Below are 15966 nucleotides of genomic sequence, written 5' to 3' on the forward strand. Positions count from 1 at the left end.
GCCTTGCAAGTCATTGACTTGCAAGGCTTTTCGTCAATTTACGACGATTGCGGGAAGCTGCTGGCCGGCGGCGCCGGGCATTTGTTACCTTGCCCGGATTCCGGCAACCCGCCGCAAAAGCCCGCCAACCGGGCGTTTCCCCCCTCATGCCGGGGGTTCCGCTTCCGTATCAAATCCCGCACAAACCCGCAAAAAACGCTTGCATCGCCAGGAAAAGCGCAACACTATTAGCGATGCGTGCTTGACGCATTTTTTCACTATCCCTGAAGGAGGCTCAAAGATGGCCACAGCCAAAAAACCAGCAGTTGCAGCAAAGAAGCCAGCAGCGACCAAAGCAAAAGCAGCTCCGGTCAAAGCGGCAGCCAAGCCTGCAGTAAAAAAAGCCGACGCTCCGAAAGTAGCGCGCAAGCCTAACGCAGCATTCATGAAGGCATTGACGCCATCAGCTGTCCTGGCTGCTGTCGTTGGCGCGACACCGCTGCCACGCACTGAAGTCACCAAGAAGGTTTGGGAATACATCAAGAAGCACAAGCTGCAGAATCCGGAAAACAAACGCAATATCATTGCTGATGAAAAACTGAAAGCTGTCTTTGGCGGCAAAAAAGAAGTGTCGATGTTTGAAATGACCAAACTCATTTCCGACCACTTGAAATAATGCTTAGGGCCTAGCTGGATTTTGTCCAACCCGCCGCCCTGAGTGCCAAACAAAAACGCCCGCATCACGCGGGCGTTTTTGTATCCGCAGAATCCAGGACTTTAGTCGAGCAGATCCGAGTAGTCGATTTCCGCATAACCAGCCAGCGTCTTCCACGGCAACACCGGCGGCGCGGCGATCACGCTGACCGCAGTCTGGCGGCGCGCCATCCCATGCGCATCGAACGATTCCACCAGGCGCGGATACTGGCCCTTGACGTCCCAGCTGACCCGCACCGTCAATTCCCCACGCTTGCTTTCGTATAGCTGGACGCCGTCCTTGGCCGGACCGACGGCGCGCATGTTTTTCAGGCTCTGCGGATCGCTCAGGTAAAACGTGCTGCCCCAGTTGCCATTGAAACCGATATTGCCGTAATACTGGGAGTCGACCTTGACGGTGCGGCGCTGGTGCCGCTCGATCAAACGCGCGTCCAGCGAACCGTCGGCCTGGCGGCGCACCCACATCGGCGAGCTGCCGGCATCCGGATGGTTGTGCCCGCTGTGATCGTGCTGATCGGCGGCGTCCGTGGTTCCGGCCGCAGTTTCAGCGACAGTCAGGCGCTCGGTCCATACCTGGTCGCTGCGCCGGTACAGGCGCTCGGTGAATGTCGTTTCGCGCTTGACGCCGTCACGTCCCAATACCATCGAATAGTGCTGCACCTGCAGGTTCTGGTCAGGCGCGCTGACCAGAACCTGCGCAGCGGCCAGCGCAGCCGGCAGCGGCGACAGCAGGACCAGTGCGGCCATCAGCTTACCGGCATCGTCCGCGATTTTTTTCAAGAAAATCATTTTTCCACCAAAAGAATTGCCGCCATCATTGCGATGGCGGCATCGACATTACTAAAAAAAGGATTACAAGCCAAGTGCGTTTTTCACTTTGCCAAACACCTTGATGTTTTCAAATGTACCCTTGAAGCTGTCGCTGCCGGCGCCAGCCGAGAACAGCATCACGTCGCCACCGCCGTGCGTCTCCGAACCGGGCGAGCCGGCAAAACGCACGCCGACCTGCTGCAGGTAGTCATCGGCTTCGGTATCGACATTGGTCAGGTCGCCGTCTTCCGGACGGCGCGGCGCGCTGCCGTTGCCGAACACCAGCGTGGTGTAGGGTTTGCCGTCGGCCGCCAGCGCCAGCTTGCCGTCGTAGTAGTTGGCGACCTTGCCCAGGATCGGGTTGCCGCGCTTGGGATAACCGTTGAAGCCGATCGCGTGATCGTGGTCGGCAGTCACCACTATCAAGGTGTCTTTCAGGTCGACCAGCTCCAGCGCCTTCTTGATCGCGGCATCAAAAGCCAGGGTATCTTCCAATGCGCGTTTGGCGTTGGTGCCGTGCAAGGCATGGTCGATGCGGCCGCCTTCCACCATCAGGAAATAGCCTTTCGGATTTTTCTTGAGCACGCCGATGGCTTTTTCAGTCATCTCGGCCAGGCTTGGCTGGTTCAGGTTTTTCTTGACGCGGTCCAGTTCGTAATCCATGTCGCTGGCGCTGAACAAGCCCAGCAGTTTGCTGACGCCGGCCGGATTGACGTTCTTCAGTTCGCTGCCCGACGCGACGTAGGTATATCCCGCCGCCTTGAACATGCCCAGCGCATCGAGCTCGTCGTTACGCTGGCTGCCCGGCGTGCTCTTCGGCAGGAAATGCCGCAAGCCGCCGCCCAGCAAGACATCGACGCCATCCTTCAGCGCCGTGTTGTAGCGCGCCGCGCCCGGTGTCGCCTGTTCGGTGATGGTGTTGTAAGCATCGCGGTTGCAGACGTGGGAATACGTCGTGGCCGGCGTGGCATGGCTGATGCGGGTGGTGCTGACTGCGCCGACCGCCTTGCCCGCGCCCTTGGCCAGTTCCAGCAAAGTCTGCACCGGCTGGCCGTTGCCGGCCACGCAGGTGGAGTCAGCCTTGACTTGATACGGTTTGCCGTTGGCGTCGAAGGCACTGGTATCGGAAGACATGGAAATCACATCGTTCTTCATCTTGACGCCGGTCATGTACGCCGCCATCGACGGTGCGCTGTCGGTGGTCTGGGCATCCAGCGAGAAGGTCTTGACGCGCGCAGTGCGGGTCAAGGTCTCCATGGTCAGGCGCCCTGCTTCGCCATGGCCGTAGATGCGCGCCGCGGTGACAGTCACCGGGCCCATGCCGTCGCCCAGGAAGAAGATGACGTTTTTCGCGGCGGCAGCGTCGGCTGCCATGACGTTCGCGGTGAAGAGTAAAGACAGCGGCGTCAACGCGCACAGTGCGGCGCATTGGTAGATCCGGCGCTGGAATTGCTTGCTGCTTGGCTTATTGGCTGATTTCATCATTTTCATCTCTGACCTTTGTATATATTCGGCAAATTCGAAGCAGCATCACAGGCCGACGGCTTTTTTCACCAGGCCGAACACCTCGGTGTTATCGAGCACGCCGCGGATATTCTCGGCCCCCAGTCCCTGTGCACCGATGAAGACGTTGGTGCCGCCGTGGGTTTCCCCGCCGGCTTCGGTCGGGATCACCGACTCTTGCATGTAGTCCTTGTCAGCTACCTGCATGTCGGACAATGCGCCACGCGTGGCCAGGTGGTTGGGGCCGTTGCCGAAACCGATCACGGTGTAAGGGTTATTGTTGATATCGCGTTCAGGCTGGCCGGTAGCGACATTTTTCACCAGGCCGAGCACACCCGGCTCGCTGCTGGTGGTCTTGCCGGTGCGCTTGGCGTAGCCGTTCAGCAGGATCGAATGGTCATGGTCGGCGGTGACCACCACCAGGGTGTTTTTCAAGCCCGGATCGACTTGCTGCATCTTGTCCAGCGCGACCTTGATCGCGTCGTCGAATGCAACGGTTTCCTGCAACGCGCGACGCGCATTGGTGGCGTGCAAGGCATGGTCGATGCGGCCGCCCTCCACCATCAGGAAGAAGCCGGTTTTCTTGCTGTTCAGCAGGTCGATCGACTTGCCCGTCATCTGCGCCAGGCTCGGTTCCTTGGCGGCGTCGCGGTCGAGGTCGTAAGTCATGTGGTCTTTGTGGAACAGGCCGACCACTTTCGGCGTTGCAGCGCCGATCTTGTCGAACTCGGCAAAGTTGCTGGCATAGGTATAGCCCGCCGCCTTGAATTCGGCCACCAGGTCGCGGCTGTCGCTGCGCTTGCTGTCGGCGTCGGCTTTCGGCAGGAAATGACGGCGGCCGCCGCCGAAAATGACGTCGACGCCATCGTTCAGCTTGCTGTTGAAGCCGGCGCCCTTCGGCGTCAGTTGCGCGGCGATATTGTTTTCGCCGTCGCGGTGGCAGATGTGCGAATAAGTCGCCGCCGGCGTCGCATGCGTGATCCGGGTGGTGGTCACGACGCCGGTGCTGTAGCCCTTGGCCTTCATGATCTCCAGCAAAGTGTCAGCCGGTGTGCCGTTGCCGCCGGGGCAGGTGCTGTCGGCGCCGTTGACATAACTTTTGCCGCCGGCGTCGCGGGCGCTGGTATTGGCCGACATGGCAATCACTTCGTTGTTCGCCTTGACGCCGGTCATGTAGGCCGCCATCGACGGTGCGCTGTCGGTTACCTGGGCATCGTTGGAATAGGTCGTGACGAAACCGCTTTCCGGCAGGGTATCGATGGTCAGGTCGCCCTCTTCGCCCACTTTGTAGATGCGGGCGGCAGTCATGGTAGTAATGCCCATGCCGTCGCCCAGGAAGAAGATCACATTCTTGCCCGGCTTGACTTCAGGCCGCTCGACCGGCACCTCGACCAGTGGATTGCTGGAACCGCTACATCCCACCAGCGCCATCGCTCCCGTGGCGGCGGCAATCAAAATACGTAATTTCATTCATCGCTCCGTGTTGTCAATCAGAAACATGCAGTCATTTGTAATAATGTGTAACAACTGTAACCAGAAGTTATTACATGCTGATGACGGAAGAGCATGGATCTTCAGAAAATGGGAGTCGCGACGGAAGATTGACCCGTGCAATGCCGGGGTCAATCAAAGGGGAGAAAGGGGAGTTGGGTGCTTGCTGCGAGCCGGCACAGCCGTTGGCGATGGAAATGTTTACTTGCGTGCTGATACCGTATGTATCGGCAGGTCGTCCTTGTATTCCCAGCGTTTCCACGCTGCCAGCACGGCATTGGGATACTCGGGACGGCCGCGGCTGCCGTTGTAGCGGCCGAGCGCGAGGTACAGGTTGCCCTTTTCCATGTCGATATACATGCGCAGGATAGAACAGCCGTAACGCAGGTTGGTCTGCATGTTGAACAGCTTGCTGCGGTCGGCGTCGCCGATCACGCGGGTCCAGAACGGCATCACCTGCATGTAGCCGTGGGCGCTGACGCTGGACAGCGCGTACTTGCGGAACGCCGATTCGACCTGGATCAGGCCCAGCACCATGCCTGGATCAAGGCCGGCGCGTTTGGCTTCATACCAGGCGGTTTCCAGGAATTCGATGCGCACCTGCGCATCCGGCAGCTTCTTCTTCAGGCGTTCCGACATTTCGCCCAGCCAGTACAGGTACTGGATGCGCTGGTCGATTTCAGAGAATTGGGCTTTGGGGGGACGGGCGTCATTGATGGCGCGTGACAAAGCCAGGCGTACCGAATCCGCCAGCTCTTCTTCTTTTTGATTTCCGGCCTGCGCCATGCTGCAGAGCAGCAACAACATGGGCAACAAGCCAAGCCAACGAGACCAGCGCAATCGATACTCCCCAAAATACACTTTTATTTTGGGGAGAGTATACAAAGAAAACGGCGCAAAAAACCAATCCGCCGCAAATCTGTTGTTATTGGGAAACTAGGCGAGCCTTGATGAAGCCTGCCACGTCCGCCAGCGGCACCGTAGTTGCCTCGGTATCGCGCCGTCCCTGGTACTCCAGCTGGCCATCCTTGAGGCCGCGGTCGCCGATCACCACGCGATGCGGCACGCCGATCAGTTCCCAGTCGGCGAACATCGCGCCCGGGCGCTCGCCGCGGTCGTCCAGGATCACATCGACGCCGGCAGCCAGCAAGGTGTCGTACAGCTTGTCGGTCTCGGCCTTGACCGCTTCGCTGCGGTCATAGCCCATAGGGCACAGGACTACTTCGAACGGAGCGATGGAGGTTGGCCAGATGATGCCTTTGTCGTCGAAATTCTGTTCGATCGCGGCGCCCAGGATGCGTGTGATGCCAATTCCATAACATCCCATCTGCAGCATCTGCGGCTTGCCGTTCTCGTCCAGGAAAGTCGCTTTCATCGATTCCGAATAGGCCGTGCCCAGCTGGAACACGTGGCCGACTTCGATCCCGCGCAAGATCGCCAGGGCGCCCTTGCCGTCCGGGGAAGGGTCGCCTTCCACCACGTTGCGGATATCGAACACCATAGGCTCGGGCAAGTCGCGGCCCCAATTGACGCCGGTGTAGTGGAAATCCACTTCGTTGGCGCCGCTGACGAAGTCATGCATGTTGGCGACAGTGACGTCCGCTACAACGGTAACCGGCTTCTTGGTATTGACCGGGCCAAGGTAGCCTGGCGGCGTGCCGAAGTACTCGACAATCTCCGGTTCGGTAGCAAAACGATAACCAGCCAGGCCCGGAATCTTGTTGGCCTTGATTTCGTTGAGCTCATGGTCGCCGCGCAGCATCAGCAGCCAGACCACCTTGCTTGCCGGCTCTTTGTCGGTTGCTTCTTTTTCAACAGTCAGCACGATCGACTTGATGGTTTGCGTCAAAGGCAGCTGCAGCAGCTCGGCTACCGCTTCGCATTTGGCCTTGCCCGGGGTCGCCGTCTTGGTCAGCGCCTGGGTTGCCGCGCCGCGAGTCGGATACAAAGGCAGGGACTCGGCCGCTTCCATATTGGCGGCGTAATCCGAGTTCGGGCAATACACGATGGCGTCTTCGCCGGTAGCGGCGATGACGTGGAATTCATGCGAACCGGTGCCGCCGATGGCGCCGTTATCGGCCGCCACCGCCCTGAATTGCAGGCCGAAGCGGTTGAAAATGCGGACGTAGGCGTCGTACATGATCTGGTAGGACTGTTTCAGGCCATCCAGGTCGCGATCGAAGGAATAGGCGTCTTTCATCGTGAATTCGCGTCCGCGCATCAAGCCGAAGCGTGGCCGGCGCTCATCGCGGAACTTGGTCTGGATATGGTAAAAATTCACCGGCAGCTTGCGGTAAGAGCGCAATTCGGTGCGGGCGATGTCAGTAATCACTTCTTCTGAAGTCGGCTGGATGATGAAGTCTCGGCCGTGACGGTCCTTGACGCGCATCAGTTCGGCGCCGTATTTCTGCCAGCGCCCGGTTTCCTGCCACAGTTCGGCCGGCTGCACGACCGGCATCAGCAATTCCACCGCCCCGGAACGGTTCATCTCTTCGCGCACGATGCTCTCCACCTTGCGGATCACGCGCAAACCCATCGGCATATAGGAGTAAATGCCGGAACTGATGCGCTTGATCATGCCGGCGCGCATCATCAGTTTGTGGCTGACGATTTCTGCGTCGGATGGAGCTTCTTTGAGCGTGGAGATAAAAAAACGGGAGGCGCGCATAACGATGAATTCTTTTTAAAAAGAGAGGGTTATAATCAACTCAATTTTAAAGGATTAGCTGGCTGATGCGCCTACTCTTTGCACAATTGATTGATGTTCTGGCCATTGTTGTTACTGGCAAGGACAGATTGCGCGCCTGATCGGGCGAGGACAGAGCTTTACGCCTAACCATGGCGGCTGCATGAACCTGTCCCGCAATGTTGACGGCAAGCAAGGAATCTAGCAGAACATCTAGCAAAATGCGCAGTAGAGCCGCCTGGCCGCAGAAAGTTTTGAGGTAACAACATGCTTGACCGTGAAGGCTTTCGCCCGAACGTCGGCATTATCTTGCTCAACACCCAGAACGAAGTCTGGTGGGGCAAGCGCGTGCGTGAACATTCGTGGCAATTTCCACAAGGCGGTATCAAATACGGTGAAACCCCGGAGCAGGCAATGTTTCGCGAACTCGAGGAAGAGATCGGGCTGAAGGCGGAACACGTCAAGATCATCGGCCGCACCCGCGACTGGCTGCGCTATGAAGTGCCCGATCATTTCATCAAGCGCGACGTGCGCGGACATTATCGCGGCCAGAAACAGATCTGGTTCCTGCTGCGCATGGTGGGACGCGACTGCGACGTCAACCTGCGCCTCACCGAACACCCCGAATTCGACGCCTGGCGCTGGCATGATTACTGGGTGCCGCTGGATGTCGTGATCGAATTCAAACGCGATGTCTACCAGCGCGCCTTGCAAGAATTATCACGTTTCCTGACGCGCCCGCTGCAAAACGCGCCGCATCACGCCCGTCACCTGCGCACCGGCCACGGTCCGCGCGCAGCGACGCAATCCCCTCCGGCCTGTGCCGAACCCGAAAAGAAGTGAGTACCTCTATGGCTTTTGCCTTTCGCGCCTTGCGTTCCCCCTCCGCTACAAACAAGCTGCTGCAGCTGCTGGCTGCCAGCCTGCTGTTGCTGGGCGCCGCCGCCCATGTGCATGCCGCCGGCGATCCGTTCAATCCCGGCGCCGGCGCGAGTTCGAGTAATTCAGGCATGCCCGACGATGATGACGACGACGGCAAATCCTGGCAAGAAGCCAAGTCCGAAATCCCGCCGCAGCCGCAAGCGGCCAACCTGGTGTCGTTCTATGTCAGCCCGACCGCCACCATGAATTTTTTCGTCGATGTCAATTCGATATCGGCCGGCAGCGACGGCGTGGTGCGCTACACGCTGGTCAGCAAGAGCCAGGGCGGCGCTGAAAACGTCAGCTACGAAGGCATCCGCTGCCAGACCTATGAGAGCAAGTCATATGCATTTGGCCAGAAAGACGGCAGCTGGTCGCGCGCGCGCCTGAGCGGCTGGAAACAGATCAGCGAATCGTCGGGAAACCGCCAGCATGCGGCCCTGGCCAAAGACTTTCTTTGCCAGGATGGCATGATAGCCGGCAAGGTTGAGGACATTCGCAGCAGGCTGCGCAGCAACCGCCCGATCAAACCGGGCAGCTGAGCCACCCCGCCCGCATGTAAAAACGGCTCCTGCAATTTGCGGAGCCGTTTTTTATTGTCCAGGACTGCCGGTCTTGCTGCCTAGAGCAAGACCATGTTGTCCCGGTGGATCAATTCCGATTCTTCGACAAAACCCAGGATAGACTGGATCTCCGCCGACGGATGGCGCATGATGCGGCGCGCTTCCGAACTGGTGTAATTGCTGATGCCGCGCGCGATGGCGTGGCCATCGACATCGGTGCAGGTAATGACGTCGCCGCGGCCGAATTCGCCGGATACGGCGGTTACACCGATCGGCAACAGGGATTTGCCTTCGTTGCGCAGCTTTTGCACCGCACCGGCATCCAGCACTACCTTGCCGGCGGTTTTCAGGTGATCGGCCATCCACTGCTTGCGCGCGGTGAGCTGCGCGGTCTGCGCATTCAATTGCGTGCCGATGGCTTCGCCGCTGGCGAGCCGGGTCAGCACCGCATCTTCGCGGCCCCAGGCAATCACCGTGTGGGCGCCCGATGTGGCGGCGCGCTTGGCGGCCAGGATCTTGGTGATCATGCCGCCGCGGCCGATGCTGGTGCCGGCGTCGCCCGCCATCACTTCCAGCGCCGGATCGCCTGCCTTGGCTTCATGCACGAACTCGGCATTCGGGTCCTTGCGCGGATCAGCCGTGTACAAACCCTTCTGGTCGGTCAGGATGATCAGGGCGTCGCCTTCGATCAGGTTGGCGACCAGCGCGCCCAGGGTGTCGTTGTCGCCGAACTTGATTTCATCGGTGACCACGGTGTCGTTCTCGTTGATGATCGCCACCACGCCGAAGCGCAACAGGGTGAACAGGGTCGAACGGGCATTCAGGTAGCGTTCGCGGTCGGCCAGGTCGGCGTGCGTCAGCAATACCTGGGCGGTGCGTATATTGTGGGCGCGGAAGCTGGTTTCATAGATCTGCGCCAAGCCCATCTGGCCGACGGCGGCGCAGGCCTGCAGTTCGTCGATGCTGGTCGGCCGCTTGTCAAAGCCGAGCCGCTGCATGCCTTCGGCCACGGCGCCGGAACTGACCAGCACCACTTCCTTGCCCATCGCCCGTAATTCGGCGATCTGGGCCGCCCATTTGGCGATAGCGCTGGCGTCCAGGCCCTTGCCGTCATTGGTCACCAGAGAAGATCCGACTTTGATAATGATGCGCTTGGCTTTTTGAATGACGGAATTCATATTTTTATCTATCGTGCCTCGGCGACTGGCGAGGGTGGCGGGAAAAAAATAGACCGATGGCGAGAGAGATTGATTTCTCCGCAGCCATCGGTGCCGGATACTGGCTTAGTCGAGTATCTTGAAGCGAGGATCGTCCGGATCGATAGACAGGATGGCTTGCGCTTCGACCACCATGTGCTTCTCTTCCGAGCGGGTTTCCTGCTGGCGTTTCTCTGCCAGGTAACCGTAGATTTCCGTCACCAGCTCAGGACAGCCGTCGCGGTTCAGTGCGGAAATTTCAAATACCGGGCCCTTCCAGCCGAAACGCTTGATGAAGTCCTTGACGCGCTTGACGCGCTCGCCTTCCGGGATCACGTCGATCTTGTTGAGGACCAGCCAGCGCGGCTTGTCGAACAGCGACTGGTCGTATTTCTTCAGTTCCTTGACAATCGCCTTGGCTTCCTTGACCGGATCGACCGTGTCTTCGAACGGCGCCAGGTCGACGATGTGCAGCAGCAGACCGGTGCGCTGCAAATGCTTCAGGAACTGGATGCCGAGCCCGGCGCCTTCCGCCGCGCCCTCGATCAGGCCCGGGATATCGGCGATCACGAAGCTCTTTTCGTGGCTGACGCGGACTACGCCCAGGTTCGGATGCAGGGTAGTAAACGGATAATCGGCGATTTTCGGGCGGGCATTCGACACCGCGGTGATGAAAGTCGATTTGCCGGCATTCGGCTGCCCCAGCAGGCCGACATCGGCCAGCACCTTGAGCTCCAGCCGCAGTTCGCGGCGTTCGCCTTCCTTGCCGTCGCTTTTCTGGCGCGGCGCACGGTTGGTCGAGGATTTGAAATGGATATTGCCCCAGCCGCCCTCGCCGCCCTTGGCCAGCAAGACTTCCTGGCCATGGTCGGTCAGGTCGGCGATCGCTTCGCCGGTGTTGACGTCGACGATCAGCGTGCCTACCGGCATGCGCAGCTTGATATCGTCGGCGCCCTTGCCGTAGCAATCCGAACCGCGGCCGTTTTCGCCACGGCCGGCCCGGTGCATCTTGGAGAAACGGTAGTCGACCAGAGTGTTGATGTTACGGTCGGCCACGGCCCAGATACTGCCGCCTACGCCGCCATCGCCACCGTCAGGGCCGCCGAACGGGCGGAATTTTTCACGGCAAAAACTCGCAACCCCATTGCCGCCATCGCCGGCAATGACTTCGATTTTTGCTTCATCTATAAACTTCATTCGAAGGTCCTAATGAGGTTGGAGGTTAAATTCTTATTGAAAGCCACAGGTAACTTTACCGATTTTTGGCAATCGTTGCAGCCCAGGCCGCAGCTTGTATTGCAATAATGCCATTGCTTCAGGCATAACTCGCCGCCAGCGGAATAGACACGCTGCGTGTTCCGGTTAGCCTGGGCAGTGTTTTACGACCAGAAACTAAAAAGGCTCCACCAGCTGGCAGAGCCTTTCGCAGCAAGGCTGACGCCTTGCCTGTGTCGACGGGCTTAAGGAAACTTAAGCTGCTACGACAGTAACGTAGTTACGCTGGGTAGCGCCCTTGGTTACGAATTGTACTTTGCCGGCGATCAGCGCGAACAGGGTGTGATCCTTGCCCATGCCGACATTTTCGCCCGGATGCGTCTTGGTGCCGCGTTGACGAATGATGATGCCGCCGGCGTTGATCGCCTGGCCACCGTAGACCTTGACGCCGAGTCGCTTTGACTCTGAGTCACGGCCGTTGCGCGTAGTGCCGCCGCCTTTTTTATGTGCCATTTAAAACTCCTGGTATCTGGTTAAGTCAATCGACGCGATTAATTAACGTAATTAAGCGTTAATCGAAACGATTTGAATTTCGGTGTAATTTTGACGATGGCCTTGATGCTTCTGATAATGCTTACGACGACGCATTTTGAAGATCTTGACTTTATCGTGGCGACCTTGCGCCAATACCTTAACCGACACCGTAGCACCTTCGACCAGCGGTGCACCAAACTTAATGGTGTCACCAGCGCCAACTGCGAGCACTTGATCAATAGTGAGTTCGGTGCCAATGTCTGCAGGTATCTGTTCTATTTTAAGTTTTTCGCCGGCAACAATCTTATATTGTTTGCCACCGGTTTTTATGACCGCGTACATATGAAACCTCATCGAAATGATTGAAGACTATTAAAAAAATTTCTTTCCTAAAACACCATATTCAGCGACGGAAAAGCATGAAATCGCTGGGCGGAATCGGGAGAACCTGAGATTGTACATGGACTTGGCGCTTTCGTCAAAATCTCTTGACAAGTGCGGAATTCGCCACAGTTCCGTACTTCCGCCGGGCAACCCCGGCCAAATCTTGCCGTACAGCCACTCACCACCGCAGTCTCACCAGCAGCACAGCGGCCTTTTTCATATAATGGCGGTATTCTGAAACTTTTTAAGGTATTGCCATGAGCGATGTACAAGCGTGGATCAAGGAAACCGTGACCAGCAACCCGGTGGTGCTGTTCATGAAAGGAACCGCGCAATTCCCCCAATGCGGATTTTCCGGCCGCGCCATCCAGCTGTTAAAGGCTAACGGTGCTGAAAACATCGTCACCGTCAACGTCCTGGAAGACCCGACTGTGCGCCAGGGCATCAAGGACTACTCCAACTGGCCGACCATTCCGCAGCTCTACGTCAACGGCGAATTCGTCGGCGGCTCCGACATCATGAACGAGATGTCTGACTCCGGCGAACTGAAAACCTTGCTGACGGCCTGAGACCCCACGTGGTCTCATCCAGCCGCCCAGCTGCAGACGCCGGCCAGCCGCGCCGCCTGATTGTCGGCATTACCGGCGCCACCGGCGTGATTTACGGCGTGCGGCTGCTGCAGCTGCTGCGCGACATCCCCGGCGTCGAAACCCACCTGATGATTTCCGACGCCGGCGTGCTGAACCTGCACCAGGAACTGGAGATGCGGCGCAAGCAAGTCGAGGCCCTGGCGCATGTGGTGCACAATGTGCGCGATATCGGCGCGGCCATCGCCAGCGGCTCGTTCCAGTCGGATGGCATGATCGTCGCGCCCTGCTCGATGAAAACCCTGGCCGCGGTCGCCAACGGCCTGTCCGACAACCTGATCACGCGCGCCGCCGATGTTGTCCTCAAGGAGCGCCGGCGGCTGGTCCTGATGGTGCGCGAAACACCGTTCAACCTGGCGCACCTGCGCAACATGACCAGCGTCACCGAAATGGGCGGCGTCATCTTCCCGCCGCTGCCGGGGTTTTACCACCGGCCGCAAAGCATTGCGGAAATGGTCGACCACACCCTGGGACGGGTGCTCGATCTGTTCGCTATCCAGCATGCACTGACGCCACGCTGGAATGGCTTGAAAGCCGATTAAAAAAAGCCGGACAACTGCTCCGGCTTTTTTCCAACCCCGCCCTGCTTAACGTCCGCTGCGCCCGGCCAGCCATGCGGTGCGCAGCGCCGGCACCAGCGCCGGTTTTGCTTCTGCCTTCAGGCCGATTTGCGGTGCGCTATCCGCCAGCAACCTGACACGGAAAGTCATCAATTCATCACGCCGGAAAGCATGGACGACCACGCTGTCGCCAACCCGGTAACGCACCAGCAGCGCATCCAGGCTGTTAGGCACACGGATGCCGTCGACCGCCACCAGCACGTCGCCCGCCGACAGACCGGCGCGATGGGCAGCGCCCCCTTCATACACATTGGCCAACTTGCAATCGCCGCCGTTGCGCGCGGTGCGCACGCCAAGCGATGGCTTGCCCGGCTTGCGGCTATCGTTGAGCACGATGCCGGTCGGCGCCAGCAATTTTGCCAGCGGCAAATCGTCGGTTGCGCGCACATAACGATCGAAGAAACGTTTCAGCTTGAGGCCGGTGACTTCATCGAACAGGGCTTCGACCGCAGCTTCGCTGACGCCGCGCCCGCTGAGGGCATTGCCGGCATAAAAATCGCGGCCGTATCTTTGCCATAAGGCGCGCATCACATCGTCCAGCGACCTGCGCCCCTTGGTCTCGCTGCGGATTGTCAGGTCCAGCGCCAGCGCTACCAGCGAGCCCTTGGTGTAATAGCTGACAATCGCGTTCGGCGCGTTTTCATCCTGGCGATAATATTTGACCCAGGCGTCAAAGCTGGATTCGGCCACGCTCTGTTTGTGCCGGCCGCTGCCGAGCAGCACGCCGTTGATGGTCTTTTCAATCAGCTTGAAATAGGCAGGCTGGTCAATCAGGCCGCTGCGCAACAGCATCAGGTCGTCGTAGTAGCTGGTGAAGCCTTCGAACAGCCACAACAGCGGCGTGTAATTCTCGACCTGCAAGTCATAGGGCGCAAACGCCGCAGGCTTGATGCGCTTGACGTTCCAGGTATGGAAATATTCATGGCTGCACAGGCCGAGGAAGGTGCGATAGCCGTCGCTCATGTCCGCCTGTCCCTTGACCGGCAAATCGGCGCGCGCGCAAATCAGTGCGGTGGAGGCGCGATGCTCAAGACCGCCATAACCGTCGCCCACCGCCAGCGTCAGGAATACGTAGCGCTGCATCGGAGCGCGCTTGGCAAACTTGCTGCCGGCCGGTTCGAAGAAGCTGATTTGGGTTTCGCAGATCTTTTTCAGGTCGGCGCTCAGGCGCGCCAGGTCCAGGTTCGGCACATTGCCGGTAATTGCAATTTCGTGCGGCACGCCGTGCGCCTTGAAAGTCGCCAGCTGGAAGCTGCCCATTTCGACCGGATGGTCGATCAGCTCGTCGTAGTTGGCGGCGACATAGCTGCCGAAAGAGCCGCGCTTGGCTTTCAGCGTCGGCAGCGCGGTGGCGATGCGCCACGCTTCATACGCTTCGCCTTGCGGACGCTGGATATCCACGACGTGCGGCGCATTTTCCTGGCCGACCACGCGCAGGAATACGCTGGTGCCGTTGAAAAAACCATGGGTCTGGTCCAGATGCGCAGTGCGCACCGACAGGTCCCATGCGTACACCAGATAGTGCAAGGTCAGCGGCCCGTCGCATGGCGCCGCCTGCCAGGAGTGCTTGTCGAGTTTCTTGAGGGCGATCTTGCGGCCGTTCGACTCGGCGCGGATCTGTACGATATTGCGTGCGAATTCGCGGATCATGTAGCTGCCCGGGATCCAGGCCGGCAAGGCGACGATCTGCCCCACCGCGGCCGGCTCGGCAATGCTCAGGGTAACGGCAAACAGATGGGCAGCGGGATCGGCTGCGATGATGCTGTAGCTGAGGCCGCCGCGGGCCGATTTGGCGACGGCTGACTTGGCGCCTGATTTTGCAGTACTTTTTTTCATTTCTATCCTCGAACGTTACCGGCAATCACGGTCAGCATCAGCGCCGCCACCGCCACACATGTCAATCTGAAACGCAATTCAATGAACCAGGTCGGCAAGCCGTACCATGGGAACAGGCGCTTGTCGGCCTGGTAAGCCGCGATAAACCCGGCAATCAGCAAGGCGAATCCGAAACCGCCGGCCATGGTCGAGAACCAGGCGATGCTGGTCGGCGCCACGCCCCAGATCAAGGCCTTTTTTGTCTGGTCAGCCGACAGGTCGGCCCGCAACACCACCGCGCCCCAGTGTATGCCGCCGAGAAAAGACAGGGCGGCGATGCCATAGGCCAGCTGGCCGCGGATAAAATCGCGCAGCCAGTCGGTGTTGACCAGCCAGCACGCCAGCGTCAGCAGCACGAACGGAATCAATCCGGCATAACCAAGTAAATGAATGATACGTTTGTTCAGGAAATGTGGATTCATCTGGAGGCTTTGTCAGGGAAAACAGCGCAGGTGACTAGCTGCGCAAAAAGACGATAGTGTAGCGGGATTGCGCCCGGCAGGCCCGGCCTCGGTCGCATGGCGTTGAAAAGAGCGGCGGATTGCGCGCTTCAGGCCGGGGATTGTCGTATATCGGCGACGGTGTCGATGTCTTGGTGGATGCCGGGATCGTCCACCGCTACTTCAACTACAGGATACGACTGCAATAGACTGCGGGCGCCATGGTCGCCTTGCAGCGCCAGCAGCTGCGGCAGATGCTGTCGGCTGAAGCCGACCGGATTGCCGCGCCGGCCGAGGCAGGTCGGCACCGCAATGCCGGCGCCTTGACGCAGCGCCGACGCCAGCGCCTGGATGGTCGCCGCCTGCACATAGGGCATGTCGGCCAAGG

General features: G+C 59.2%; 17 protein-coding genes. 5 read left to right on the forward strand and 12 right to left on the reverse strand.

Translation table 11 applies throughout. The features are described from left to right. The first annotated feature begins 280 nt into the window (after positions 1 to 280). A complete protein-coding gene (locus JWQ61_RS08720; protein WP_041743727.1) occupies positions 281 to 655 on the forward strand; it encodes an SWIB/MDM2 domain-containing protein in 375 nt (124 codons plus the stop codon). A gap of 101 nt (positions 656 to 756) precedes the next feature. On the opposite strand, the gene JWQ61_RS08725 is transcribed toward JWQ61_RS08720, so the two are convergent. From JWQ61_RS08725 to JWQ61_RS08745, 5 genes are all read right to left on the reverse strand, one after another. Beyond that, positions 757 to 1473 carry a hypothetical protein gene (locus JWQ61_RS08725; protein WP_304360178.1) on the reverse strand — a complete coding sequence of 239 codons (717 nt, stop codon included), beginning with the start codon at positions 1471 to 1473 and terminating at the stop codon, positions 757 to 759. A 72-nt stretch (positions 1474 to 1545) separates the two neighbouring features. Continuing rightward, positions 1546 to 2985: an alkaline phosphatase gene (locus JWQ61_RS08730; protein ID WP_304360179.1), complete on the reverse strand. Its 1440-nt coding sequence runs from the start codon at positions 2983 to 2985 to the stop codon at positions 1546 to 1548. A 48-nt stretch (positions 2986 to 3033) separates the two neighbouring features. Then, on the reverse strand, positions 3034 to 4476 hold the full coding sequence (locus tag JWQ61_RS08735) for an alkaline phosphatase (protein WP_304360180.1): 1443 nt from the start codon (positions 4474 to 4476) through the stop codon (positions 3034 to 3036). 222 nt (positions 4477 to 4698) lie between these two features. Beyond that, positions 4699 to 5304 (reverse strand): lytic transglycosylase domain-containing protein, encoded by a 606-nt coding sequence (locus JWQ61_RS08740; RefSeq protein WP_050808669.1) that lies wholly within the window; start codon positions 5302 to 5304, stop codon positions 4699 to 4701. 118 nt (positions 5305 to 5422) lie between these two features. Next, entirely contained in the window at positions 5423 to 7165 is a 1743-nt protein-coding gene (locus JWQ61_RS08745; RefSeq protein ID WP_304360181.1) for a proline--tRNA ligase, read from the reverse strand. A 285-nt stretch (positions 7166 to 7450) separates the two neighbouring features. On the opposite strand from JWQ61_RS08745, the gene JWQ61_RS08750 reads away from it, so the two are divergent. Both JWQ61_RS08750 and JWQ61_RS08755 read left to right on the forward strand, forming a co-directional pair. Continuing rightward, entirely contained in the window at positions 7451 to 8026 is a 576-nt protein-coding gene (locus JWQ61_RS08750; RefSeq protein ID WP_014007869.1) for an RNA pyrophosphohydrolase, read from the forward strand. Further along, a complete protein-coding gene (locus JWQ61_RS08755) occupies positions 8023 to 8646 on the forward strand; it encodes a CNP1-like family protein (RefSeq protein ID WP_304360182.1) in 624 nt (207 codons plus the stop codon). Before JWQ61_RS08750 ends, JWQ61_RS08755 begins: the two co-directional genes overlap by 4 nt. Positions 8647 to 8726: 80 nt before the next feature. On the opposite strand, the gene proB is transcribed toward JWQ61_RS08755, so the two are convergent. From proB to rplU, 4 genes are all read right to left on the reverse strand, one after another. After that, positions 8727 to 9845 carry a glutamate 5-kinase gene (proB, locus tag JWQ61_RS08760; protein WP_304360183.1) on the reverse strand — a complete coding sequence of 373 codons (1119 nt, stop codon included), beginning with the start codon at positions 9843 to 9845 and terminating at the stop codon, positions 8727 to 8729. Positions 9846 to 9950: 105 nt separating this feature from the next. Beyond that, positions 9951 to 11060 (reverse strand): GTPase ObgE, encoded by a 1110-nt coding sequence (gene obgE, locus JWQ61_RS08765; protein ID WP_092355437.1) that lies wholly within the window; start codon positions 11058 to 11060, stop codon positions 9951 to 9953. A gap of 273 nt (positions 11061 to 11333) precedes the next feature. Next, entirely contained in the window at positions 11334 to 11591 is a 258-nt protein-coding gene (gene rpmA, locus JWQ61_RS08770; protein ID WP_120234319.1) for a 50S ribosomal protein L27, read from the reverse strand. 51 nt (positions 11592 to 11642) lie between these two features. Next, the gene (gene rplU, locus JWQ61_RS08775; RefSeq protein ID WP_038493216.1) at positions 11643 to 11954 is read right to left on the reverse strand and encodes a 50S ribosomal protein L21; all 312 of its coding nucleotides are present in this window, start codon (positions 11952 to 11954) and stop codon (positions 11643 to 11645) included. A 299-nt stretch (positions 11955 to 12253) separates the two neighbouring features. Between rplU and grxD the strand changes: the two genes are divergently transcribed. Further along, positions 12254 to 12565: a Grx4 family monothiol glutaredoxin gene (gene grxD, locus JWQ61_RS08780; protein ID WP_014007875.1), complete on the forward strand. Its 312-nt coding sequence runs from the start codon at positions 12254 to 12256 to the stop codon at positions 12563 to 12565. A gap of 8 nt (positions 12566 to 12573) precedes the next feature. Next, positions 12574 to 13185: a UbiX family flavin prenyltransferase gene (locus tag JWQ61_RS08785; RefSeq protein ID WP_304360184.1), complete on the forward strand. Its 612-nt coding sequence runs from the start codon at positions 12574 to 12576 to the stop codon at positions 13183 to 13185. Positions 13186 to 13230: 45 nt separating this feature from the next. Here the strand turns inward: JWQ61_RS08785 and JWQ61_RS08790 are convergent, their stop codons facing one another. From JWQ61_RS08790 to JWQ61_RS08800, 3 genes are all read right to left on the reverse strand, one after another. Beyond that, a complete protein-coding gene (locus JWQ61_RS08790) occupies positions 13231 to 15099 on the reverse strand; it encodes a M61 family metallopeptidase (RefSeq protein ID WP_304360185.1) in 1869 nt (622 codons plus the stop codon). Positions 15100 to 15101: 2 nt separating this feature from the next. Then, positions 15102 to 15560 carry a DUF3429 domain-containing protein gene (locus tag JWQ61_RS08795; protein ID WP_304360186.1) on the reverse strand — a complete coding sequence of 153 codons (459 nt, stop codon included), beginning with the start codon at positions 15558 to 15560 and terminating at the stop codon, positions 15102 to 15104. 128 nt (positions 15561 to 15688) lie between these two features. Further along, the coding region (locus JWQ61_RS08800; RefSeq protein WP_304360187.1) for an NTP transferase domain-containing protein at positions 15689 to 15966 on the reverse strand (278 nt) is incomplete at its 5' end.

This window comes from Collimonas fungivorans (assembly GCF_028292705.1).
In the GTDB taxonomy this organism is placed as follows: domain Bacteria; phylum Pseudomonadota; class Gammaproteobacteria; order Burkholderiales; family Burkholderiaceae_D; genus Collimonas; species Collimonas fungivorans_B.

Coding starts and splice junctions, on each gene's coding strand:
- JWQ61_RS08735 (WP_304360180.1), bottom strand. CDS start 4,476: ATGAAATTACGTATTTTGATTGCCGCCGCCACGGGAGCGATGGCGCTG.
- rplU (WP_038493216.1), bottom strand. CDS start 11,954: ATGTACGCGGTCATAAAAACCGGTGGCAAACAATATAAGATTGTTGCC.
- JWQ61_RS08745 (WP_304360181.1), bottom strand. CDS start 7,165: ATGCGCGCCTCCCGTTTTTTTATCTCCACGCTCAAAGAAGCTCCATCC.
- JWQ61_RS08740 (WP_050808669.1), bottom strand. CDS start 5,304: ATGTTGTTGCTGCTCTGCAGCATGGCGCAGGCCGGAAATCAAAAAGAA.
- proB (WP_304360183.1), bottom strand. CDS start 9,845: ATGAATTCCGTCATTCAAAAAGCCAAGCGCATCATTATCAAAGTCGGA.
- JWQ61_RS08730 (WP_304360179.1), bottom strand. CDS start 2,985: ATGAAATCAGCCAATAAGCCAAGCAGCAAGCAATTCCAGCGCCGGATC.
- JWQ61_RS08795 (WP_304360186.1), bottom strand. CDS start 15,560: ATGAATCCACATTTCCTGAACAAACGTATCATTCATTTACTTGGTTAT.
- rpmA (WP_120234319.1), bottom strand. CDS start 11,591: ATGGCACATAAAAAAGGCGGCGGCACTACGCGCAACGGCCGTGACTCA.
- JWQ61_RS08790 (WP_304360185.1), bottom strand. CDS start 15,099: ATGAAAAAAAGTACTGCAAAATCAGGCGCCAAGTCAGCCGTCGCCAAA.
- obgE (WP_092355437.1), bottom strand. CDS start 11,060: ATGAAGTTTATAGATGAAGCAAAAATCGAAGTCATTGCCGGCGATGGC.
- JWQ61_RS08750 (WP_014007869.1), top strand. CDS start 7,451: ATGCTTGACCGTGAAGGCTTTCGCCCGAACGTCGGCATTATCTTGCTC.
- JWQ61_RS08720 (WP_041743727.1), top strand. CDS start 281: ATGGCCACAGCCAAAAAACCAGCAGTTGCAGCAAAGAAGCCAGCAGCG.
- grxD (WP_014007875.1), top strand. CDS start 12,254: ATGAGCGATGTACAAGCGTGGATCAAGGAAACCGTGACCAGCAACCCG.